Source organism: Cytophaga hutchinsonii ATCC 33406, assembly GCF_000014145.1.
Lineage (GTDB): Bacteria > Bacteroidota > Bacteroidia > Cytophagales > Cytophagaceae > Cytophaga > Cytophaga hutchinsonii.
In genome coordinates this window covers 842998-866616 of record NC_008255.1, presented here as the reverse complement: position 1 = coordinate 866616, position 23619 = coordinate 842998, and the positions used below count along the sequence as shown (strand labels likewise).

At 39.7% G+C, this 23619-nt stretch carries 22 protein-coding genes; 9 read left to right on the top strand and 13 right to left on the bottom strand.

Annotation, left to right across the window (positions count from 1 at the left end; translation table 11 throughout):
- The 5 genes from CHU_RS03765 to CHU_RS03745 form a co-directional block, all read right to left on the bottom strand.
- Window positions 1-2502, bottom strand: a complete 2502-nt coding sequence (locus CHU_RS03765) for a T9SS type A sorting domain-containing protein (protein WP_238379341.1) — start codon at window positions 2500-2502, stop codon at window positions 1-3.
- Window positions 2503-2662: 160 nt separating this feature from the next.
- Window positions 2663-4834, bottom strand: a complete 2172-nt coding sequence (locus CHU_RS03760; protein WP_011584169.1) for a DUF3857 domain-containing protein — start codon at window positions 4832-4834, stop codon at window positions 2663-2665.
- A 111-nt stretch (window positions 4835-4945) separates the two neighbouring features.
- Window positions 4946-6121: a pyridoxal phosphate-dependent aminotransferase gene (locus CHU_RS03755; RefSeq protein WP_011584168.1), complete on the bottom strand. Its 1176-nt coding sequence runs from the start codon at window positions 6119-6121 to the stop codon at window positions 4946-4948.
- Entirely contained in the window at window positions 6099-6941 is an 843-nt protein-coding gene (locus tag CHU_RS03750; protein WP_011584167.1) for a prephenate dehydratase, read from the bottom strand. Before CHU_RS03750 ends, CHU_RS03755 begins: the two co-directional genes overlap by 23 nt.
- Window positions 6942-6991: 50 nt before the next feature.
- Entirely contained in the window at window positions 6992-7537 is a 546-nt protein-coding gene (locus tag CHU_RS03745; protein ID WP_041932170.1) for a hypothetical protein, read from the bottom strand.
- Window positions 7538-7629: 92 nt separating this feature from the next.
- Between CHU_RS03745 and CHU_RS03740 the strand changes: the two genes are divergently transcribed.
- Window positions 7630-7947, top strand: a complete 318-nt coding sequence (locus CHU_RS03740; RefSeq protein ID WP_011584165.1) for a HesB/IscA family protein — start codon at window positions 7630-7632, stop codon at window positions 7945-7947.
- On the opposite strand, the gene folB is transcribed toward CHU_RS03740, so the two are convergent.
- Genes folB through CHU_RS03725 form a run of 3 tightly spaced genes read right to left on the bottom strand, consistent with a single transcriptional unit; the run spans window position 7925 to window position 10111 of the window.
- Window positions 7925-8293 carry a dihydroneopterin aldolase gene (folB, locus tag CHU_RS03735; protein WP_011584164.1) on the bottom strand — a complete coding sequence of 123 codons (369 nt, stop codon included), beginning with the start codon at window positions 8291-8293 and terminating at the stop codon, window positions 7925-7927. The genes CHU_RS03740 and folB overlap by 23 nt on opposite strands.
- Complete coding sequence (locus CHU_RS03730) at window positions 8293-9162, bottom strand: DivIVA domain-containing protein (RefSeq protein WP_011584163.1); 870 nt, start codon at window positions 9160-9162, stop codon at window positions 8293-8295. The genes folB and CHU_RS03730 overlap by 1 nt, the downstream gene beginning before the upstream one ends.
- A gap of 25 nt (window positions 9163-9187) precedes the next feature.
- Window positions 9188-10111, bottom strand: coding sequence for a WD40 repeat domain-containing protein (locus CHU_RS03725; protein ID WP_011584162.1), 924 nt, complete (start codon window positions 10109-10111; stop codon window positions 9188-9190).
- Between the two features lie 287 nt (window positions 10112-10398).
- On the opposite strand from CHU_RS03725, the gene CHU_RS03720 reads away from it, so the two are divergent.
- Genes CHU_RS03720 through CHU_RS03705 form a run of 4 tightly spaced genes read left to right on the top strand, consistent with a single transcriptional unit; the run spans window position 10399 to window position 13505 of the window.
- Window positions 10399-11019, top strand: coding sequence for a 4'-phosphopantetheinyl transferase family protein (locus CHU_RS03720; RefSeq protein WP_011584161.1), 621 nt, complete (start codon window positions 10399-10401; stop codon window positions 11017-11019).
- A 40-nt stretch (window positions 11020-11059) separates the two neighbouring features.
- A complete protein-coding gene (locus CHU_RS03715) occupies window positions 11060-11671 on the top strand; it encodes a thioredoxin family protein (protein ID WP_238379340.1) in 612 nt (203 codons plus the stop codon).
- A gap of 52 nt (window positions 11672-11723) precedes the next feature.
- The gene (locus CHU_RS03710; RefSeq protein WP_011584159.1) at window positions 11724-12551 is read left to right on the top strand and encodes an FkbM family methyltransferase; all 828 of its coding nucleotides are present in this window, start codon (window positions 11724-11726) and stop codon (window positions 12549-12551) included.
- Window positions 12552-12557: 6 nt separating this feature from the next.
- The gene (locus CHU_RS03705; RefSeq protein WP_011584158.1) at window positions 12558-13505 is read left to right on the top strand and encodes a hypothetical protein; all 948 of its coding nucleotides are present in this window, start codon (window positions 12558-12560) and stop codon (window positions 13503-13505) included.
- Window positions 13506-13629: 124 nt separating this feature from the next.
- Here the strand turns inward: CHU_RS03705 and CHU_RS03700 are convergent, their stop codons facing one another.
- The 5 genes from CHU_RS03700 to CHU_RS03680 form a co-directional block, all read right to left on the bottom strand.
- Window positions 13630-14139 (bottom strand): methionine-R-sulfoxide reductase, encoded by a 510-nt coding sequence (locus CHU_RS03700; RefSeq protein ID WP_011584157.1) that lies wholly within the window; start codon window positions 14137-14139, stop codon window positions 13630-13632.
- A gap of 255 nt (window positions 14140-14394) precedes the next feature.
- On the bottom strand, window positions 14395-15240 hold the full coding sequence (locus tag CHU_RS03695) for a transglutaminase-like domain-containing protein (RefSeq protein ID WP_041932169.1): 846 nt from the start codon (window positions 15238-15240) through the stop codon (window positions 14395-14397).
- A gap of 18 nt (window positions 15241-15258) precedes the next feature.
- The gene (locus tag CHU_RS03690) at window positions 15259-16887 is read right to left on the bottom strand and encodes an acyl-CoA carboxylase subunit beta (protein WP_011584155.1); all 1629 of its coding nucleotides are present in this window, start codon (window positions 16885-16887) and stop codon (window positions 15259-15261) included.
- A gap of 417 nt (window positions 16888-17304) precedes the next feature.
- A complete protein-coding gene (locus CHU_RS03685) occupies window positions 17305-18231 on the bottom strand; it encodes an MlaD family protein (RefSeq protein ID WP_011584154.1) in 927 nt (308 codons plus the stop codon).
- Window positions 18232-18253: 22 nt separating this feature from the next.
- Entirely contained in the window at window positions 18254-19027 is a 774-nt protein-coding gene (locus CHU_RS03680; protein ID WP_011584153.1) for an N-acetylmuramoyl-L-alanine amidase family protein, read from the bottom strand.
- 45 nt (window positions 19028-19072) lie between these two features.
- Here CHU_RS03680 and CHU_RS03675 point away from each other — a divergent pair, with 45 nt between their 5' ends.
- From CHU_RS03675 to CHU_RS03660, 4 genes are all read left to right on the top strand, one after another.
- Window positions 19073-21826, top strand: a complete 2754-nt coding sequence (locus CHU_RS03675) for a putative LPS assembly protein LptD (RefSeq protein WP_238379339.1) — start codon at window positions 19073-19075, stop codon at window positions 21824-21826.
- 195 nt (window positions 21827-22021) lie between these two features.
- On the top strand, window positions 22022-22531 hold the full coding sequence (locus CHU_RS03670; RefSeq protein WP_011584150.1) for a porin family protein: 510 nt from the start codon (window positions 22022-22024) through the stop codon (window positions 22529-22531).
- Between the two features lie 259 nt (window positions 22532-22790).
- Window positions 22791-23024 (top strand): CopG family transcriptional regulator, encoded by a 234-nt coding sequence (locus CHU_RS03665; RefSeq protein ID WP_011584149.1) that lies wholly within the window; start codon window positions 22791-22793, stop codon window positions 23022-23024.
- The gene (locus CHU_RS03660; protein WP_011584148.1) at window positions 23021-23353 is read left to right on the top strand and encodes a type II toxin-antitoxin system PemK/MazF family toxin; all 333 of its coding nucleotides are present in this window, start codon (window positions 23021-23023) and stop codon (window positions 23351-23353) included. Before CHU_RS03665 ends, CHU_RS03660 begins: the two co-directional genes overlap by 4 nt.
- Window positions 23354-23619: the final 266 nt, after the last annotated feature.

The window sequence follows — 23619 nt, the reverse complement described above, 5'->3', positions numbered from 1 at the left end:
TTAATTTTTAATTACTTTTTTCATAGCAACGATTTGCTGTTCGCTGTCATAAAACAAGATCATGTATATACCGGCAGAGAGATTTTTCAGATTAATTTCTGAATCAGCGTTCCCTTGCAGCACAATACTTCCTGAATTATCGATCACCTCAAATGCATTATAGGCAGAACCGTTAACATACACCACATCCGTTGCCGGATTCGGATAAACGATCAGTGCTGCAGCATCTGTTTGTGCTTCTAGGGCTGTTGTTGTGCTGTTTACAACAAATGAGCAGGTAGATGTAATCGTTCCATCTGTAGAAGTTAAGGTAACCTTCATATTGTTTGCAGCAATTGTACCTGGCGCAGGTGTTTGCGTAATGGTTGGAATGCCTTCGCAAAAGCCGGTAACCGCTGCATCTTTTGCATAATCCGGCAATGCCATACCCATAGCTAACTGCTGGTTTCCGGGACATTGAATACTATTTACAACTTCGATCAAAAAAACACAGGTACTTGTATTATTGTTTTTATCCCGTGCAGTTATCGTAACGGTTGTATTGGTTTTAACCGGTGATCCGGGAACTGGTGATTGCGTTACAGTCGGTGTTGCATCCATATTATCTGTAACCGTTACCGCAGACGTATAATTTAAAAGCGCTCCGCAGCCTTGTTTTTTATTTGCCGGACAACCCGTTATAACAGGAGCCTGTGTATCTGCCGCTAGCGTTGTTACATTATCTAATTTGTAGATCACTCCGGCATTTCCTTTTTCATCTTGAAAATACAGGTAAACATCGTATGCTGTACCGCCTGTTAAACCGGTTAATACCTTATTAATATTGGTGGAAGGTGTTGCTGCTGAAAATTCTCCATATTTTATAGAACCCGTACCAGCCGCTATAACAGATTGCTGAGTTACGGCTGCAGCTGTGCCGCTGTAAACTGCATATGTTATTTTACCTTTTTCTGTTGTATTTACCTGAAGCGTAAAACCGGCAGATGTTATGTTCAGGGCTTTTGGATAATCAGTCGTTAAGGGCAAGGCATAATGATCACCGCCAAAAACAATATATGCCTCTCCTTTATCATTGCTTGAATTAATACCATATTCATTGCCGATCATAAAGTCCGACAATCCATCACCATTTACATCACCTTTGCCGCTCACCTGCCTGCCAATATTTGTCTGACTTAAATTCTTTATTTTAAAACCTCTGGTACCATCCAATACTGCCGGATCAAATTCTACCGGAAAGGCTTGTCTTGAGCCATATACTACCCAGTTTTCATTATTTTTTGCCACCACAATAAAATCATCTATTCCATCTCCATTTACATCTCCGATGCCGGAAGATGTTTGGTTAAACCCTGCACAGGCAAAACCATTTGTCCCATTCGGTATAAATTTCTGAGCAAAGCCGTTTCTTGAACCAAAAATTATATTGCTGCGCGAGTAGCAATCATCAATGCCATCACCATTTATATCACCTAATGTACCTACTGTAATTAAAAAGTTACCCGGCTTATTCTCAATAGCAAAACCATCTGTTCCAGTTACATTTTTCAATTGCACCAGAGAAGTAAACGGCGCTGCATGGCCAAAATATACATACGTCAGATTTTGACCGGGACTGCTTCCAGTCCATATTCCAACCATTACATCACCAAAACCATCTCCGTTAATATCTCCTGCCGTACCCACATAATAACCGGATCTGCTCGCATCTACACTTGCCAGGCTGAAGCCTTTTATGCCATCTAACCATGTAGTATTTATAACAGCAGGAAAATTTCCGGTCTGCCCAAACACAATAAAGACACTGCCGCCTATACCCTGCCCGAAAATGATATCATTAATACCATCTCCATTTACATCTCCTGCATTTTTTATTTCCCCGAGAAATATATGATCAAAAACAAATCCATTCACGCCGGTTATATACGTTTTTGTTATCACTGCCGGAAAACCAGCTCTTTTACCATATAAAATTATGGCGCCGTTGCGTGAGGAAGAAAACGCAACATCATCAATGCCATCTCCATTTATATCACCCAACTTACCGACGCTGTCACCTCTTCCTTCATTCTCAACTATCCCTTCAACTTTAAACCCATTTGTTCCGTCCAGTGTTGTCAAGTCAAATGGCGATGGATACGGATTTTGAGAACCAAAAATTACATAGGCTGTACCGCCATAATTTACGCCATCTTTGTTTGCATCAGAACTGATTGCGACATCTTCCAAGCCATCCTTATTTATATCTCCGATAAAATTCACTTCAAAGCCTAACCGATCTTCATTATTTAACCCTTTTACGATAAAACCATTTTTACCATTTAAAGTAGTTGGATCAAATACTGCGGGATAATTCTGAGCAGAAGTTTGAAAGAATAATAAAGAAATAAAACATACAGCAGCTGTATATGCTTTTTTAAAATGCATCGCTAACATGGTTATATAATTGGTTATTTGTAAAAACAGGCCCGCAATAAAACCAACTTCACGATTATATCCCAACCGTTAAAATTTTTATTCCTGCCGTTTAATAAGTTCTGTTCAGTCAAGCAAAAAAAAGAGACATCCAATTAATTGGATGTCTCTGCATTAGTCTCTTTTAAGTTATTATTCAGTATATGTGATTCAGATTCAACACGCTTTCAGCATTTATGTTGAATAACTATATTTTTTTAATGGTCAGTTTTGTTTTTTTCAAACCACTCATTAAATCATAATATTTTACAATAGACTTGTATTCATCAACTGTAAAATCAAGTTTTTTATAGGTTCTTTTTACCGTAAGCAGTACTGCATTTCCTTCAACCACTGCCGTAGAGGTAAATACGAGCATAGCATCTTCATACGTTTTATTTAAATCTCCCAGCGTCGAAACTTTATACCCGGCCGGTATTTCCAGTTTGATTTTAAATTCCAACGAATTCAATCCATACAATTGCCCATCAAAATTTCTCGTTCTGTCTTCTTCCTCAAACTTTGAATAATTTCCGAGCAAATAGCCTAACTCAACCATGTAACCGTTACCGGCAGGTACTACAATGGATTCAAGAGTCATGGACTTTTCCATTTTAAAATCTGTAGCTGATGGCAATAAGCCATAACTACCAAATGTATACGAATTATATGAAGAGAGATTTGGGTAATCTGCTTTTGCCAATTCTGTATAATGTTCTTTTAATTCGTTAAAATATGTTACCTGTCCTTCTTTTGCTTTTCGATATTGCTCTTGTATCTTTTCTGGTTTTCCGGATGTATATAATTTTGCAGAATCAACGGGTTTGTACATTTTCAAATAGCTACCCAATTCATTTGCAAAATCCCGGTTAATATAATCTAACATTTCATCCGTTGCAGGCCTGCCTTTAGCTACCGTGTTTATTGTTACCTGTGTAGAAGAGAATTGTTCGCCGGTTAATTTTACGGAAATGTTTTCTATCCTGGAATTTTCAGAAACAACAACGGGTAGGGTTGTTTTTGTATACGGCATGGAATTGCCGCGTGTAATTTTTCTTAATTCAAAATCAGAAACCAGGTACGCGTTAGAACCGGAATAAACATCAGACAACACATTATAGGAATTGGATATAAACGGAACTACGATAAAATTCCCTTTCCATTTAATAACAATTTCTAATTGCTCACCCCACAAATAATCCTGGATCGGACTTTCTCTATTCGTCTTTGTAAGGTATACATCATATTTCTGTTTATTGATTGTAAGCAGTTCACACAAACTTCCCATCATAATATAGGCATGAGGAATGTTATAACTTACCCAACCATATTCACCATATCCGCCATCAAGTTTATCACTTTTTGAAACGGAATAATATTTCAGAATATACCAGCACTTTTCGATATAAGCATCTGTATTTGTAAGCGGATTTATTTCAGGAAAAGAACTGGCCATGTCTCTCTTTAATTGTGAAGCAAAAAAAGTAGGTAACATATAGCCCATATACATGTGTAGATCTTCGTATTTAATTTCCTTATTTACGTGTGCCTCTGTGTTTGCTCCATACATCTGAAAACAAAACTTTATATAGGGAATTTCTTTTTCATACGGAAGCATCCAGTCATTACCTATTTTGTTCCGTATGCCGTCGCGCAGGATCAGGATCACCGTATTCCCTTCTGTAGTCTGCTTAAAATCAGGTGCGCCATTTAAATTTTTATAGAAAACCTTAAGCTTCGGATGTACGGCAATACGTATCTGAGAATTTAACACAACATGTGAGGCATTCAGATACAAAACAGGATCAAACGTTGCTATATTTTTATTGTCATACATAAACGTATATTCAATAATATCACCCGGCTCTAAATTAGGGATCGCATATTTATAATAGATTAAATTTACGTTGGACGAAGAACGCATCGATCTTGGTATGGCAATAGAAGAGGTTTCTTTAACCCCATCTTTTAACTGCAATGTATTTACAGTTCCTGTAGGTTTTATAACCTGTACCGATATCGGGTATTCGGTACCGTCTGTATAGGTATAAAACGTTGAGTAATCTTCAACAGCAGCTTTATCCTTTAAATAGATACGTTTTTTAATTCGCTCTGAGAAGACAGGAACACCGCTGCGTTCAAGCATCATATAAGAAAAAGATTGGCCTAAAATAACGACGGATTCATTTGAGAATTGAGCCGGAATTGAATCTTTTGTTTTCTTAAATATGTAATCATCAATTTTATTCAAACTCTCTAACAATAGTTTATTTGCAGCCTGAGACTGATCATTTTCTTTTTGTTGTTTTTTATCAACCGGGGTTTGAGCGAATGATGAAAATACGCATGCAACTGCGATTAAAAGACAGGTAACTTTCATTGTTATGGGATTATGGGGAATTTTAAAATGAAAAATATTCTGAGGAAATACAGGTAAAATACATGTGCCGTTTTAAATCTTATTCAAAGAACTAAAACGACACATGTATATTTATTTCTTCAGCCACGCATCAATACGGGCTTCCGCTTCAGTAATCTTTTCTATTGGCACACAAAGTGAGGCGCGCAGGTATCCTTCGCCCTTTTCACCAAAGATTGCTCCGGGAGTAAAAAATACATACGCTTCGTTCAGCAAACGATCTACATACGCAGGTATATCGCCGATTGCTGCTGCATCTTTCGGTTTGCACCAAACAAATAAACCTACCTGCTTGCGGCTGTATTCAAAACCTAATTTATCCAGTATACCGAATATCTTTTCTCTGCGGTCTGCATAAATTTTATTGCGTTCAGCATGCCATGCTTCTGTATTTTTGAATGCTTCAATCGCGGCTTTCTGTAAACCTAAGTACATACCTGAATCGATATTACTTTTTACTGTAAGTGCAGGATTCAGATAAATCGGAGAACCTACCATCATCCCGATCCGCCAGCCCGCCATGTTGTGCGACTTGCTTAAGGAATTAAATTCAACCGCTACTTCTGTTGCACCCGGTATACTTAAAATACTGAACGGTTTATTCTGATTCAGCACTAAGCTGTATGGGTTATCAAAACATAACAGAATTTTATATTCTTTTGCGAAAGCAATGATCTTTTCAATCTGCGCTCTGTCTGCTTCTGCACCCGTTGGCATATGCGGATAATTGAGCCACATCAGTTTTACCTTTGACAGATCCTGTTTTTTCAGTTCTTCCAGATCCGGGTGCCAGTTATTTTTTTCACTTAATGCATACTTACGCACCACACCACCGATAAGCGTTGTAAGCGACGTATACGTAGGATAGCCCGGATCCGGCACCAACACTTCATCTCCAGGATTTAAAAAAGCCATGGATACGTGCAGGATACCTTCTTTGGAACCCATCAACGGCAATACTTCTGTATTCGAATCCAGTTCTACACCATAGGTGTTTTTATAAAACGAGGCAATACTGTCACGCAGCTCCGGAATACCGCGATAAGGCTGGTATCCATGTGCATTTGACAAACGCGATGTTGCAACCAATGCATCTACTGTTGCTTCAGACGGCGCCAGATCAGGGCTGCCGATACCGAAACTGATAACATTTTTACCTTCTTTGTTTAATTTTGCAATCTCTTCCAGTTTGCGAACAAAGTAATATTCTTTAACAACGTTCAGCCTATTTGCTGCGGGAATAATCATTTACGAATTCTCCTTTTTTATATTCTCCTAATATTTTTAAATCCTCAACAATGGAATTGATGGCAATGCTCTTTTTGAATTTTGCATAATCACTCCATTCGCAATCTACATGAAACCGGTACTCCGCTGCTTTGCCGAAGACAGGCAACGACTGGATCTTTGTAAGATTGACTTCATTATCAACAATAATTTTCAAAACTTTTGACAAGGCTCCTACCTCATTGCTTAAGCGGAAACTTATTGTTGCTTTATTCGCTGTTTCATCTTTAAACTTTTTATCTGTTGAAAGAATAAAAAAGCGCGTAAAATTGTTTTTATACGTTTCAATACTTTCCGGCTCCAGTAATTTCAGGCCATATAATTCGCAGGCATATTTACTTGCAATGGCGGCGATATCTGTACTGTGGTGTTCTTTAATATATTTTGCACTGTCGGCCGTATCGTGGTATTCTCTGCGTTCCATCATCGGACGGTTCAGCAGATATTCCTCGCACTGATTCAGCGCCATGTAATGCGACATGACCCAGCGAATATGCTCTTCTTTGGTATCCGGCACACACATGATGTATTGCTTGATCTGTAAATATACTTCTCCAATAATCTTGAAACCAAATTCTTCAATCAACGCATAGTTGGGTAGTATAGATGCGGCAATGGAATTATCAACCGCCATTACAGCATAATCGACTTCTCCTGCACTTAATTTAAAACATAATTGCCTGAATGATTCACATTCTTCAATATCAATGTTCTCGCCGAAATAATAGCGGGCGGTTATATCATGAAAGGAAGCGCGACCTCCTTGGATGGCAATTTTCATAGGAAATAAACGGATTGTATACAAAGGGTATATAGCTCTGGCTGATTAAACTACATCACCTGTCTGATCTCATTTTTTATAAACTGCAATGCATCCTCTGTCGGTTCTTTTTGCAATTGCATCAATACATCAACAATCACTTTTGCCAGATCAATTGCTTTTGCATCTCCAGGCACAATCTGTGCGGAGTTATTAATTACCGAAACAATATTTTCCATCGCATCTTTCACGTGCTTCCAGGCTTCATCGCTCATGTATACCTGCTGCGACATGTTATGCGCATACTCTTCACGGATATTGAACAGCATCTGACTTTGCAGCTGACCGGCAGTCATGCCCGGCTCATTGCTGCGGATAATTAAATTATGCGGTGCAATGCGTTCCAGAAATAAACATACACGTTCGTATGCCTGAAAACGGATCGGCAAAATCAATTCATTATTTTTAATTTGTACTTCAACCTGTTTAATTTTCAGGTCTACGGCTCTTTTTTCAAACTCTTTTTGAAGAAACGTCTTAACGATTAAGAACATACCATACACAACCAGAGCAGCAGGCAGTACAATTTTTATAAACTCAGACAAGAATTCTAACATATTTGTATTTTTAGTCTTCAAAAATATACAATTTTGAGTGATTATAACAACCTTTGCAAACATCGTTTGCCCGGATCCATTAAACAGAACACGTGCCTGCTTTTCACCAATCCATATTACCGCTCAGTATTACGCAACTTGCTCTGAATCAGATTGCGTTTATAAAAGCAACTAAAAACATTCCGGAAGGTTACGGATTGCGTGTAGGTGTGCGCGGAAGCGGTTGTTCCGGCACCAGTTTTGTATTGGGTTTTGATCAGAAAAAAGACGGTGATAACGAATACCTTGTAGAAGGCTTACCTGTTTACATTGAAAAAAAACACGTGCTGTATGTTGCCGGTGTAGAACTGGACTACGAGGATTCGGAAGAAGTAACAGGCTTTATTTTTAATACGGACGCTCCAGCTTAAGTTCAATTTTAGACTTTAAACATTCGCCGCCAACCGGTGGGTGCATTTTGGAAATCAGCACATGGCCTGCGGTAACCAGCGGCTGTGTACCAAAAATCTGCTGTAAGATCAATTCTGCCAACGTTTCGATCAAGTGCTTCGGTTCACGCATCACTGCTGCGATAGTAGTATACACCTGCTCATAATCAATCGTATTTTTTAACTGATCCTGAAAACCTCCCGTTGGTAATGCCATGGTTAAATGAATATCAACCATAAAGATGCAGCCTACCAAACGTTCCTGTGCATGAACGCCGTGATAGGCATGAAACTTAAGGCCTTCCAGAGATATAATGGCGCTGCTCATCAGATTGAATCGAAAAATGAACCCGTCCCCTCACTCAGATCTTTTTTACCTGATTCCTGAACCGGCTTTGGTGTTTCTGTCTTTTTTTCCTGCTCCGGTTCTTTTTTAACAGGTGTTGCCGGTGTTTTTGCTTCTGTATCTTTTTTTGCAGCCGGCGTATGTGCCGGGGGAATCGTATGTGTAGGGAACAAACTCAAATGCTCTGTTTTAGGAGCTTCCGGATCAATAACCGGAGTAATCGGTTTGATCGCTGTTTTTAATTCATGCGTATCAAAATCGCCTTTCACTTCTGTATTTATTGTGTTCGCCGCTTCAAGTACTTTTTCAATGCGCTGCTCCATTTCTGCACGGCTGGGTTTTGTTTTTTCACGCTGCACACGTTCTAACAAACCTTCACCCAAGGCCTGAATCTCCTGGATGGCATGCTCCTTTTTAAATTCAATTTCTGAATATTCTTTTTTAAGCATAGTTACTTCATCCACTAGTTTACCAACCAGTGTTTTAGCCTCTACTTCTGCTTCTTCAACGGTTTTACGCGCACGTGTACGTGCTTCACTCATGATCGCTTCAGCATTCATCTGAGCTTCACGCATGTGCAGATCCGATTGGCGCTGTGCATGGTCAATTAAACTCGCGCCTGTATCTTCCGCATTTTTTATTGTTTTGAAAAGCGAACTCTCTACCTCACGCAATCTGTTTACTTCCCGTTCAGATACTTCCAGTCTTTTTTTAAGCTCTCTGTTTTCATCCAGTAATTTTTCCCATTCCTGAGAAAGTGATTTCAGGAAGGCATCTACTTCCTCTTTATCATAGCCTCTGAATACTTTATTGAAATCTTTTTGTCTTATTTCAATTGGGGTAACTTTCATGTTATAGCTTTTAAACGTGATACTGTTAAAGAACGGAATGCGGAAGATCTACATTCCAGATGGAAATGGTTCGATCATCGCTCACAGAAACGATGTTATTATTAAAATCTGACCACCACAATTTATTAACAGATGTTGCATGACCGGCGTGGCGGGATTTATCTATTACTTTCAACAATTTAAATGCAGCAGCATCCCAGACTTTAATCGACTTATCCATGCTTGCCGTTACAAAATAATTGCCCGATGGACTGTACGCAATGTGATTGATGGCATACATATGCGCCGCAATAGAATGCATAGGCGTATACGTAAGCATATCCCATACTTTCAGATGTGCATCGCGGCCTGCACTCAACAATACTTCACCATCCGGAGAATACGTTAATGCAAACACCGAATTTGTATGACCTTTCAACGTATGTATGATGCGCAGACTCGGAATATCGATGATACGGATCAGGTGGTCGCTGCTTCCGATTGCCAGTTGTTTTTTATTTGGATGAATGGCAATCACCCGAATGCTTGAATCTGAAATCTTTATTTTAGCGATCACACTCAGATCACTCACATCCAGCACAATCAAATGGCCGTCGCCGGTAGCTACCAGAAACCAATCCAGTATTTTTTTAATATCAAATATGGCATCTTTGGTTATCTGCGCGCTTCTTTTTTCAACATTGGTACTTGTATCTATAACATGCACCCCTTCAAAATTCTGACCAAGTACCAGTTCGCTGGCCTGAGCATCATAATGCAGCGCATATACAGAGTTCGGCAATTTAGCCACAAGCGTTCCCTGATCGGGCGCATGCATATCCCAGGCAACAACCAGTCCATCTGCACCGGAAGTATAAAAGCAGGAATCACCCATGCCTTTTTCCAGCGCATAAATGGAATCTTTATGCCCTTTGTAAACACCTATCTTATGAACCTGAATACCTTGCATATGCTTTTTACAAATCCTGCCTGTCCGGATCCGGCCAACAGACAGAAACCACTCTGCCCGTAATTCAATTATAAATTTACCAATTATTCATGTATTATCCTCTGTAATAGCGTGAATGTGTATAAATGAGCGTACATCCTGAATGCGAAAAAATAATGACGAAAGCCAAAACAAATTGAACCATTGTTTCTTAACACGATCCCTCTTATTTTTATCTGTTGATGGTACGTTGCAATCGTTTAATTGTAAAAAAAGGCGTATTTTGTTGTACAATTACAATACATTAAATGCCCATTATTACCGTACATAATCTGGACCAGAACAGAGCCTGGGGGCTTTGGAATATTCAAGAGGAATTACCGCTGCTTGAAGATTCCTATTCCTTTGGTATCCACGAAAAGGAGTATCTTTCAAACATCTCCCACCCGCATAAAAAACAGGAGTGGCTGGCAAGCCGCTTAACGGTTGGCATGGTATGCGATCATCTGCAGCTGCCGTATGCAGGTACATTAAAAGACCCGGACAAACGTCCTTATTTATGTGAACAGAATGGCCATGTTTCTATCAGCCATTCTCACTCCTACGCAACAGCAATTATTGACAAATCAAAACCAGTTGGCATAGATATTGAACGCATAGACAGTAAAATCTTAGCCATCCGTAAAAAATTCCTTTTTGAGGAAGAATTTTCCGATGATGTGCGTCATATGACTCAGTACTGGTGTGTTAAAGAAACAGGATATAAACTGGCAGGTGAAAAAGGTCTTTCGCTTAAAGATGACATTATTGTTGAAAAATTTGAACCCGGACAAATTCAGGGCGAAACAATCATCCATTTAGGAATTCACACGTATAAGATATTATTCTTTGAATACGATAATTATGTGGTTGCTTTTAACATAGATTAGATCCATGCATCATACCTCTTTCTTATTAACAAATCCATTTATGAAAAAACTTTTTTTCTGCTTAGCAGGAATTGCATGTTGTATGTCGCAGGCATTCGCGCAGCCGTTAAGCGGGTACCAGATCGGCGATGAAATAAAAAACTTCTCGATGCTGAATGTTACGAACCAGACGGTCTTATCACTAACTGATTATAACGACCAGAAAGTGGTTGTGATTATTTTCACCAACAACAATTGTGCATACGCAAAATTATACGAACAACGTATTGCAAACCTCGCCAAACAATATAATACAAGCGGTGTTGCATTTTTGCTGGTTAACCCGTCGGTAAGCAATTCTGATAAGTTTGAAACCATTGAAGCGATGCGTAAGAAAATCCAGAACGACAAATCGCTCTACCCATACCTGGCAGACACAACTCAATCGTTAGCCATAAGTTTTGGCGTTCAGCGTTTACCGGATGCTTTTGTATTAAAGAAAATGGAAACGTCTTTCCGTCTGGTATACAAAGGTTCAATCGATGATAATCCACAAAGTGCGGAAGATGTGTCCAATCGTTTTTTGAGCGATGCTATTTCAGCGATGGTCTTAAACAGATCCATTAAGGTTGCCGATACCCGGGCGGTGGGCTGTTTATTGAAACCTTATTAATTGCATATTATTTTATACCCGGCTTCTGCCGCACTTACCCAAACAATACGTAATGGCCTCTGTTAACTCCCCGATCCGAACATTTTTAAAACCGTTATTATTTAAACTGTTTGGTAAAAATGTCTATGCACGTTTTCAATTTTATGCCAAAATCAAAGATATAGACAAGCGCCTTGTTGAAGAAAAAGAAATGGAGCTGCTGCCCTATTTTTTAAACAAGGACTCTAATTCAATAGATGTAGGCGCCAATTATGCCTACTATACGGTGGGCATGTCAAAGCTTTCCAAAAAAGTATTTGCATACGAACCGATCCCGTTTACCTATAAAGTTTGTAAAATGCTGCTGAAGCATTACAACTGCGCAAATGTAGATTTGTTTGCACAAGGTGTTGGTGAAAAAAACGAGATCAAACGCTTCAATGTTCCGGTTGTGGATTTTGGCGGTATCAGCGCGGGGCAGGCGCACATGGCCGACCGCAACAATGAATTAAAAGGAAAAGAACAGCATTATCAGTTCAGCAAAAATGAAGCGTATGACTGTACGGTTGTTTCACTTGATGCTGCCATTACAGATATAACACCAATCTCTTTTGTAAAAATGGATATTGAAGGTGCGGAATATTTTGCATTAAAAGGCATGCAGCAATTGCTGCTGAAACACAAACCTGTTATTCTGATCGAAATAAATCCATTCTTTTTAACAGGCTTTGATATTAAAGAAAACGATCTGAAAAACCTGATCGCTTCGCATGCATATAAAACGTACATCTATTCTGCTGAATTAAAAAAACTACAGGCTTTCGAATGCGCGTATTTTGAAAGTAATTACATTTTAATTCCGGAAGAAAAAATTGCTCAGTTTAATGCGATCATTGAATAAGGCTGTATGAAAAAAGATCTCGGGTATTATATTGAATCCCTAACGCACATCTTTAAAAAAAACCAGCCCCGTGAAGCACATGCTGCAGCCAGAGCGCTTTTTCTGGAGATGGCTGAAAACAAACAGATTCTTTTTGAGATTGTACAGCGGAATCTGCTTTCCAGCGGTTTCTTTTTACAGAAACGCATCAATCCGGTTATTGCCTTAACGATTGTGGACAATGCCTACATTACCCTGGTCGCGCATTTCTGGATGCCGCTGCCGGATAGAAATACAACGGTTACACACCAGAGTATCCATCACCACGGCAGGTTATTATTAACTTCGGTTGCACCATACGGACCCGGTTACAATTCAATCCTATTCAAAAAAGGTTTTTCAATTAATGCCGATACAGAAGAAACAGCTATTCAGATAGAAAAAGAATACCAGAATCCGCTGTACAACCTGGAATTCATTGATACAAATACACCGCACATTGTTTTTTATCCGGAAGCGCTTTCTGTAACCTATGCAGCCTGGACCTACGACCAGCGCTCTGCCATGGATAAGATCCGTAAAAACCCGTTTCTGCAAAAAAATAAAAAACGGATCCTTCAGTTCATGAACTATTTTAAAGGATTAAAATCAAACGTAAACACTATTGAATACTTTGATTTTTATCCGGACGGAAATGTGATCCGTGCGATGAAAGACCGCGTGATGTACCCGGCAGGAAGCAATCAGAATTTTATTCAGAATGTCTTTTATATTCTGCAGCAGATAGGTTTCACAGAATTGACAGAACTGAAAAAAGCAGCTAAACAGTATCCGGACGATATTCAGCGAACGCTGCTGTCCTTTATCCAACAGCTGGAACAAGGAAAAGAGATCCGGGATATTTTTGAAGACTGCCAGCTGAACATTCCGAAAATTAATTTCAGCCGCACAGATTTATTACATGCATTAAAATAACATCGAACATATCCGGTTCGTGATCATAAAAATAGGCGAGCATAAAATAGCCCATGAATAAATTCATGGGCTATTTTATGCTCGCCTCAATGCATTCATGAGGTGTAATTCATTCAGAGCAATATTATTTCACCGGTACAAATTCAATAGAAATCGAATTTACACAATGGCGCACATTTTTATCTGTCATACGTTCGCCTTCAAATACGTGACCTAAATGTGCTTTGCAATTGGTACAAATGATTTCTACTCTTCTTCCATCTGCGTCTGGCACACGTGTTACTGCACCCGGTATTTCATCATCAAAACTCGGCCAGCCGCAATGTGAATCGAACTTATCTGAAGAACGGTACAGCGGTGCATTACACTGTTTGCAGATGTATGTACCAGGTTCTTTAAAATTATAGTATTTACCGGTAAAAGGGCGCTCTGTCCCTTTGTTGATGATTACGTATTTTTCTTCCGGCGTTAATGGATTATAATTGGACTGATCTTTAATTGGCATAAGTGGCATGTTTGACGTTGCTTGTATGGTATCTGTTTTTTTGATCGGCTGTGCTTTCTGCTGCGAACAGGCTGTTAAACTCATCAGCAAGCCAGCGGTAAGAAATATGGATGTTAACTTATTTTTCATGGGTTTTACCGGTTAAGAAAGTACTACGTTTTACAAACAATTGTACACAGGAAAACATTCACTGTGTTCTATTTATATACGTATGCAATCATCCAGACAGATTTGAATATCCGGTACTTTTAAATGATATCCATAGCTGATTACCTGTATAATAAGATACAACTATTTCCGCAGAACACAAATAAAAAACGAAGGGCCGCTTATACACTATCGCTGTTATACAATACCTTTCAGCCTTTGTTTTAAGGATAACTGTCAGTATTTTTCTCCGGTTAAAAAATGGAGCATTTTTTTCACATCATCCACCCGTTCCATTTCAGAAAGTTTTTCAAAAGACACAATCAGGTTTCGTAATACACGCGCCACAATGTCAATATTATTGCAGGGCTGGTAATACAAATCAATAGGCGCCAGATTAAGCTGAAGCAGATAATTATCAATGTCTTCTTTTGTAAAAATCAGTCCCTTGTGAAACGGACTGATGTAAAACTGTGTATCGTCGCTTTTGTATGTCAGAATAAATAGCGTTGGTAAATTAACGCCGTAAACAGGGAGCTTCAGTTTCTGTGCCACCATCATGTAGATGCAGCACAGAGAAATCGGATTTCCTTTTTTGCTTTCCAATACCTGGCTGATCATGGAATTGGCAGGCGAATGAAAATTTTTGGTGTTGGCGCTGAATTTTAATTTATTGAACAATACGTTATTCATTACCAGTTTCACCTGTTCCAGCGGAAGCATATCGGGTTTCATATCCAGCCATACTTCATAATAGATCTGTTCCATGGCACTTTTAATCGTGTTGAATTCCAGATCGGGGTATTGATAAGTACAGATCAGCCAGAGTCCTTCCATAAGATCTGTGCCGCCCTTGTTTTTCCATTGCGAAAGCCGGTCTTCCAGCAGTACAAATTGCAGCAGGTGAACCAGATCTTCAATACGTTTCTGAACAATGGGATTAAAATTTTCTTCCCATTCTTTTTCAAGAAAAGGAATCATAGATCCGCCCTGAGCAAGCAATTCTTTTTCAACCTGTGAAATTACTTCCACATCCTCATCGTCCAATAAGGAGATCAATGCTTTTATTCTAGCTTCTTCCATATCCAACAAATATATTCATCACGTTTGTATTACACCAACATTAAAGCGCTTCATTTTCGGATTATTATTTGCTGCTTCAATACCCATTGATAAATAGGATCTTGTTTCCAGCGGATCAATCACTGCATCAATCCACAAGCGGGCTGCAGCATAATACGGAGAAAGTTCTTCGTTGTATTTATCGGTTATTTCTTTTAACAGTTCCGCTTCTTCGGCAGGAGTAATTTCTTTGCCTTTTGCTTTCAGTGAAGAAACCTTGATCTGCAGCAAGGTCTTTGCGGCAGATGCACCGCTCATTACGCCTATCTGCGCGCCCGGCCAGGCAATGATCAGCCGTGGATCATACGCTTTTCCGCACATCGCATAATTTCCGGCGCCATAGGAATTTCCGACAATCACTGTAAACTTGGGCACGACCGAATTTGCCATCGCGTTAACCATTTTCGCACCGTCTTTTATGATCCCGCCCTGTTCGGAGCGGCTGCCAACCATAAAGCCCGTTACATCCTGAATAAAAACGAGCGGCACTTTACGCTGGTTGCAATTCATAATAAAACGCGCAGCTTTATCAGCAGAGTCAGAGTAGATCACGCCGCCCATCTGCATTTCATTTTTCTTTGTCTTTACAATTTTCCGCTGATTGGCAACAATGCCTACTGCCCAGCCATCAATACGTGCATAGCCACAGATAATGGTTTGCCCGTATAATTCCTTATACGGTTCAAAAGCAGAATCATCCACCAGCCGGTTGATGATGTCCATCATATCATACGGCTTGCTTCTATCCAGCGGCATGAGCCCGTATATCTCTTCTTCATTGAGGGCAGGTTTTGCCGGTGCCGTGCGGTCGAAGCCCGCTTTTTCCGTATGCCCGGTATGTGCTAATACAGCCCGTATGCGGGTTAAACACTCCGCATCATCTTTGCATTTATGGTCGATCACACCGGAAATTTCCGTTTGTGCAGTTGCACCGCCAAGCGTTTCATTATCTACGGTTTCGCCAATGGCTGCTTTTACTAAATAAGATCCCGCTAAAAAAATAGACCCTGTGCCTTCTACAATAAATGCTTCGTCAGACATGATCGGCAAATATGCACCACCCGCTACACAGCTGCCCATCACCGCTGCGATCTGCAAAATCCCTTCCGAAGACATCCAGGCATTGTTTCTGAAAATCCGTCCGAAATGTTCCTTGTCGGCAAATACTTCATTCTGCATCGGAAGAAATACACCCGCACTATCCACCAGATAAATGATCGGGATCCGGTTCTCCATGGCGATCTCCTGTGCGCGGAGATTTTTCTTTGCTGTCATCGGAAACCAGGCACCTGCTTTTACTGTCGCATCGTTTGCAACAACAATACAGATGCGGCCTTCCACGTAGCCCATCTTCACAACTACACCGGCAGACGGACAGCCGCCAACATCCGTATACATGTCTTCGGCAGCAAGTGCACCAATTTCTATTACCCTGCTGCCGGCATCAAATAATGCCGAGATCCGTTCACGCGCTGTAAATTTTCCTTTTTCTTTTTCAGCCTGCAAGCGTTTTTCACCACCACCCTGTGCCACTTTTTTCAGCCGTTCGCGCAGTGCATAACAAAGCATTTTTAATGTATCTTCGTTTTTGTTGAATTCGATGTCCATGATGATATAGGTAATAAGTAGTAAGTAATTGGTTATACGTATTAAGATTACTCATGCTGTACATACGTAATAAACGAATCACCTATTCATTTAATTATTATTTGTATAGTTACGAAAAAACAAAAGCAAGGGATATATTCCTGTATTTTTAATTTATCAATAGTTGGTTATTTATATTATTTCAAAACCGCTGGTCGCTGTGCCTACCTTTACTCTAAACCGCTGGCTAAAGCCAAACGGCAATGAATCGCAGCATCTGTTGGTATGAAAAACGGCCTAACGTAATTACCGTCTCATGTATTCAACGGGTAAAAAAACAAAAGCTCCGGAATTTTTCCGGAGCTTTAATATTATATAGCTGTTTCCTGTTATAAACTGCCCACTTTCCCGGCTGGCGCAAGCATTTGCTTGTGCCGCTTATTTTATTTTCTCCTTCTTACCCTTTTTACCGAAGGGTGCAAAGAAGTGATGCGGATTATTATTTAAGTGTACCAGTAAGGTATCCAGGTCGGTAAGTGTTTTATTTAAATTGGCATAGGCAGATTTGTCATTTACCAATGCACCTAATGTACCTTCCCCATTGCTGATTTTGGTTGCCGATTTGTTCAGTTCAACCAGTAATTTATTTGCATTTGCAACGGTTGCTTTCAGTTCCAGGTCGTTCAGGGAATCTGCAAGCGCACCAAATTTATTTAGTATAGGCGTTAACTGCCTTTCTGTTTCGATCATATGCGCTGTAAGCGTATTCAGGTTCTGGAATGTGCCATCCAGGCTGCTTTTCCCAGATTGCATGGTTGAGCGCAGAATTCCTGAAATAGCTTCTAAATTAGCCAGGGTGCCGTACAGCTTTTTGCGCATGTCATCATCCAGCATTTTGCTCAGGTGCACCAGTGTTGTATCCAGGTGGTCAATTACCGGATATGCTTTGCTGCCCAGCATGTCTGTAAGGCTTAACTGAAAGCCTCCTTTAATGGTATCGCCGTTTACAGCCTGTTTGGTATTACTGCCCATTTTTAGCACAATACTCATACTTCCCAATAAATCTTTTGAAATTTCTGCATAGGTAGCATCCCCAACCAGGATATCTTTTCGTACATCGATCGAAACCAGGATGCTGTTGTTATCTTCCTGGTTTAAAACAAGCTCTTTCACTTTACCAACCTGATACCCGTTAATCAGAACAGGATTGGATGGAGCCAATCCGTCTACTTTGCTGTACTTGATATAATAGGTATTTGTATTTGAAAATACATCTGTCCCTTTTAAAAAATTAAAACCAAGATATAGGATCACACCTGCAATAAGTGTCATTAAACCTACTTTAAATTCTTTTGAAAATTTCACCCGAATAAATTAACAGTACAAACTAATTTTCTATTTCCGCTTTATATTCTTTAATAGCTCTATAAATTCCGGACGCTAAATATACCTGATTGGTTTTATTTGTTAAATACTTTTCTTCAGAAGCATTTGTCAAATAACCCAATTCAATCAGTACGCTGGGCATTGCGGTTTTCCATAACACTAAAAAACCTGCCTGTTTTACACCGCGGCTTGTTCTTCCCAACCGCACAGAGAACTGTTTTTCAATTTTTGAGGCTACCCTAATACTGTTTTCAATATACGCATTTTGGTAGAGTGAAAAAAGAATATGTGCCTGGGGTGATTTGGGATCAAAGCCATCGTAATTCTTTTTATAATCCGATTCTTTTAAAACAACCTCATTTTCACGTTTGGCAACATCTAAATTATCTTCCGAAGAATGCAGTCCCATAACATAGGTTTCTGTACCTTTAACGTCTGAAGGGCCTGAGTTACAATGAATAGAAATAAATAAATCGGCATGATTGCGGTTGGCAATACCGGCACGATCGTGTAATTCCACAAAATTATCCGACATCCGTGTATAATACACCTTTGTGGCAGGCATGTTTTCTTTTATGATCCGGCCAAGTTCAAGGGCAACTGCCAGGGTAACTTTTGCTTCCACACCCGTGGTTCCGTGGCAACCGGAATCTTTTCCGCCGTGACCGGCATCTATAACTATGGTACGAACTTTGTATGAGTGCTCCCCTAATGGAGAAAAGGACGATAATGTTACTACAGTAATTAAAAAAAGTATGGAAAGATTTTTTTTCACCTTGTACTCATTTATGAAGTTAATACAATAACTTTACTCAAAGTTGTGCATTTTAATTTAATTCTGAAATATAACAAGGGGATATTCCGTATACTTTCATTGATTTTCTGTCTATTACTGGCAGAATCAATCAATGCGCAAGCGCCTATATCAGATTCTCTGAAACTGAATTTTAAAGAAGGCGTGCTCAATCCCATTACCGATACCACAACGCAGCGTACCGCACACGCACAATCCCTTGATTCTTTAAAAGCCAATGCCACGGATACGCTTGATATTCCCAAAAGTGATATTGAAACACGCATCTTATATACCTGCCGCGATTCGCTGCGCATGAACATTGCCGAACAGAAAGTGTATTTATACGGAGATGCAAAAGTTACCTACGGCAGCCGCATTCTGACAGCGGAATTCATGGAGATCAACTGGGCAACAAATGAAGTAAACGCATACGGACTTGTTGATTCGCTTAAGGGGAAAACCATCGGCAAGCCGGTCTTTAAAGAAGGCTCCGATATGTATGTAGCGGAAACGATCCGGTACAATATGAAAAGCGGCAAGGGTATTATCAGCGGTATTGTTACCCGCCAGGGCGATGGCTACATACAGGGCGGACCAGTAAAGAAAACGCCTGAAGCTATTTATGTAAAGCATGCCATATATACCACCTGTAATTTACCGCATCCGCACTTCTCTATTAATGCATCAAAATTAAAAGTGATCCCGGGAGATAAAGTTGTAACAGGCCCGTTTCATATGGAAATCATGGGTATCCCGACACCGCTGGGCTTGCCGCTTGGTTTCTTTCCCGTAACACGCCGCTCTAAATCAGGTATCATTTTCCCTACCATCGGCGAGCAGCGCAGCAGAGGGTTCTTTATCAGCAATGGCGGTTACTACTGGGCGGTGAATGATTATGTAGGGGTAAAAGTATTGGGAGATCTCTATGCAAACAAAAGTTACCGGCTTGCAACAACAGCCAGTTACATAAAGCGCTATTCCTATACCGGTACCAGCAGCATGAGCTACAGCAAAGTAAAAGAAGGATTTGTTGACACGGTAAAAGCACCGCTTCTTTTTAATCTCCGTTGGAACCACGCAACCCTGGGGAATAAATCATCGCGTTTATCTGCAGATGTGAATATCAGTTCCAGTAAGTTTTATGCAACTAACAGCTACAACCCGGCAAGCTATCAGGCTCCTGAATTTGCATCTAATATTTCCTGGTCAAAAGCATTCAGAAACAGCCCGTTCAGTATGTCTGTTGCCTTCAGACAGAATCAGAATACGGTGAATAAAACCATGAATATTACCGCGCCGGATGTAAATTTTTCGATGAACCGGATCTATCCGTTCAAAGGCAAAAACAGCGATGGTACCAAATGGTTTGAGAAGATTAACATTGCCTATAATGGAAGCACCAAGTACATAATAACAAACCAGTTGAGAAATGCATTTCTTGGAAATACATTTTATAGTGATACAATTGTAAGCTTTGACAATAATTTTCAGGACATAGTTAATAATGCTCAATGGGGTCTTCAAAATACAATACCCATAAATACTACATTTAAAGTATTTAAATATTTTAGTTTAAATCCTTCTGTTAGAATTACCAATTGGGTGTATGCAAATAAATTAGATTACACAACCACTGTTGTTAATGGGGTGGTGCAAACAAAACAAGCTGAACAATCAATAGAAGGGCTAAACACTGCCTTTTCAGGAGATTTTTCTACAACACTAACAACACGTATATATGGTTTATACCGGTTGAATAATAAAATTCTCCAGGGCATCCGCCATACATTTATCCCTAATTTTACCTATACATACAGACCTGATCTGGTCGGATTAGATAAAGGAAATAAGTATTTCTATACAAATTCTTCGGATGTATCACGTACAACAGGAGAACCTATTCCGTATTCCCGTTACCAGGGTTATATCTATGGCGGCCCAGGCAGCGGTACAGTAAATAGTTTATCCTTTAGTTTTGTAAATTCATTAGAAGGTAAAGCACGTAACCGTAAAGACACTACCGGCCTTACACCTACTAAAAAGATAAAATTGCTGGACAACGTAAACGCAGCGGGCTCGTATAATTTCGGCGCCGATTCCATGCAATGGTCGCTTATTACCTGGGGCGCACAGACAAATTTATTTGAACGCATCAATATTAACTTCAACGGTACATTTGATCCATATATTTATATACTGGATTCTGTTTCTTCCACCAATTCCAAACGGATCTATCAGCACCGGATCAATACATTAGCCAGTGAAAGAACTGCAGAAAATCCAAACCCTAAATTTCTGATATTGACAAATTACAATGTTGCTATCAGCACCAATCTCAATCCAAAGGGGCAAAAAACTACTCAGCCTGCCAATCAGATGAATATGCCCTCCCCTAATGGCTATACGCTTATCGGGGGAGCTCAGTATGTAGACTTTAACATTCCATGGAATTTAATGTTGGGATACAATTTGAGTTATTCGAAACAGGGTTATGATACAGCAGTGTATTCGCAGGCATTCACATTCAGCGGCGATGTTAAAGTATCGGATAACTGGAAAGTTAAATTTACATCCGGCTACGATTTTGTCAGAAAAAGTATCGCGTACAATACGCGGATAGAAATATTCAGAGACCTGCATTGCTGGCAGATGAGTATGAGCGTGATTCCATTCGGGCAGCAGCAATCTTTTTTCTTTACACTCAATGCCAAGTCTTCCCTATTGCGTGATATGAAGTTAACGAAACGCGATGCCAATAACCTGGGTACGGGGTATTAGAAGTTGTGTGCTGGTGTTTCAATTATATATTTTTTCATTTTTCAAGATTTTTAAAATCAACCTGACAATGAAACGTATTCTGCTTTCACTATTACTGATTGCTTTATCCACTGCTTCGTATGCACAGCTACGGGTTGGTATAAAAGCAGTAACAGCCGGCACGTAAGCCCTGATTCATCTGTTGCAGAAACACACATGATCCGCGGGAATGCGGGTATTATGACCAATTACAGATTAAGTAACCTTTTCTCCCTGCAGGCTGAACTGAACTTCACGACCCATGGAAAAAATTACTGTATCGATGGCCTTCCTCATCGAAACCGATATGGATATGAAGTAACAGACCAGACACTCATCAACATCCGTTTGCACTACCTGGAACTTCCCTTGCTTGCCAAATTTACGTTATTCAGCAGTCAGAAAGTTACCTTCGATATGGCTGCCGGACCATTTATCGGATATAAGCTGGCGGCAAGGCAAAAAACGGAAGGCGGCGATTATCAAAACACCACTTCTGATTATACAAGACTTAATGCGGGCTATCAGATCAGCTTTGGTTTTTCGGTTATGAAAAAACGCTTATTCTTTGAAATGCGGGGCAGCCGCGGATTTGTACCTATCAATACTGCCGATGCAACAAAAATCACTACCATGCAGGGCGGTGTGGCTATCGGGTATTATTTCTTTAGCGGTAAAAAGAAATAAATATAAGCTGTTCAGTATATAACGTGAAATGGAATTTAAGATTTATAAATCAGGCTAAAGATTTTATTTGCCACATCCCAGAAGCTTTTTTTCGATTTGTAATGACATTTATTTTCCAGATTACATTCTTTTGTACGAGTTCGATTGTTACAGTAATTTGTAATTTTAAGTAGATAATCACTTACTCTATAAATCAAGCACTTGACTTTAAAATAAACATTTAATATATTTATGAATCATATTTATAATATATACGTATATGACAACTTTCACCAGCACCCTGCCGGATGATCTGATGCTGTTGCTAAATGAAAAAGCTGCGGAATTATCCATACCAAAAAATAAACTTATAGAAAAGGCACTCCGCATTTATCTGGATCAGCTGAACAAAGCCTCATACATCAGGTCTTATAAAAAAATGTCTCAGGATACGGATATACTTTCTATTGCTGAAGAAGGTATGAGTGATTATCTGACACAGATAGACGAATGAAACAGGGAGAAATCTGGCTCACGGATTTAGATTCTGTTGAAGGCAGTGAACAGGCAGGGTTCAGGCCTGTTGTGATTATCAGCGGAAACGTATTAAACGATTTTTCAAATGTGGTTATTTGCTGCCCCTTAACAACAAAATTAAAAAACTACCACGGGAACCTGATCCTGCAGCCAGACAAGGGCAATGGTTTAAAAAAATTGTCGGAAGTATTAACCTTTCAGATAAGATCTTTATCAAAAAAACGACTAAAAAATAAACTTGGCTTACTGTCCGCTTCTGAACTTGCGCAGGTACACAAATGTCTGAATGAAATTTTAAGATATTGAGTCTGGTATTTTACTACACATCATAGTAACGAAGATGTTTACACCACCAATCCCGCTATGAAAAACCGGAAGAATGAAAGCCCTGACATATTATAACCTGATTCATCAGGCTGTTGCTAACCACCAATCATAGATAGCGTAATCAACTGACTACTGTCTGCTAACAACTTCCGACGCGGCAGACACTATTACCTAATCATCACCTCCCCACCTGTATCATCACACTACCATAACCCTTCCATAATACTATCCTAACATTGCTGCCC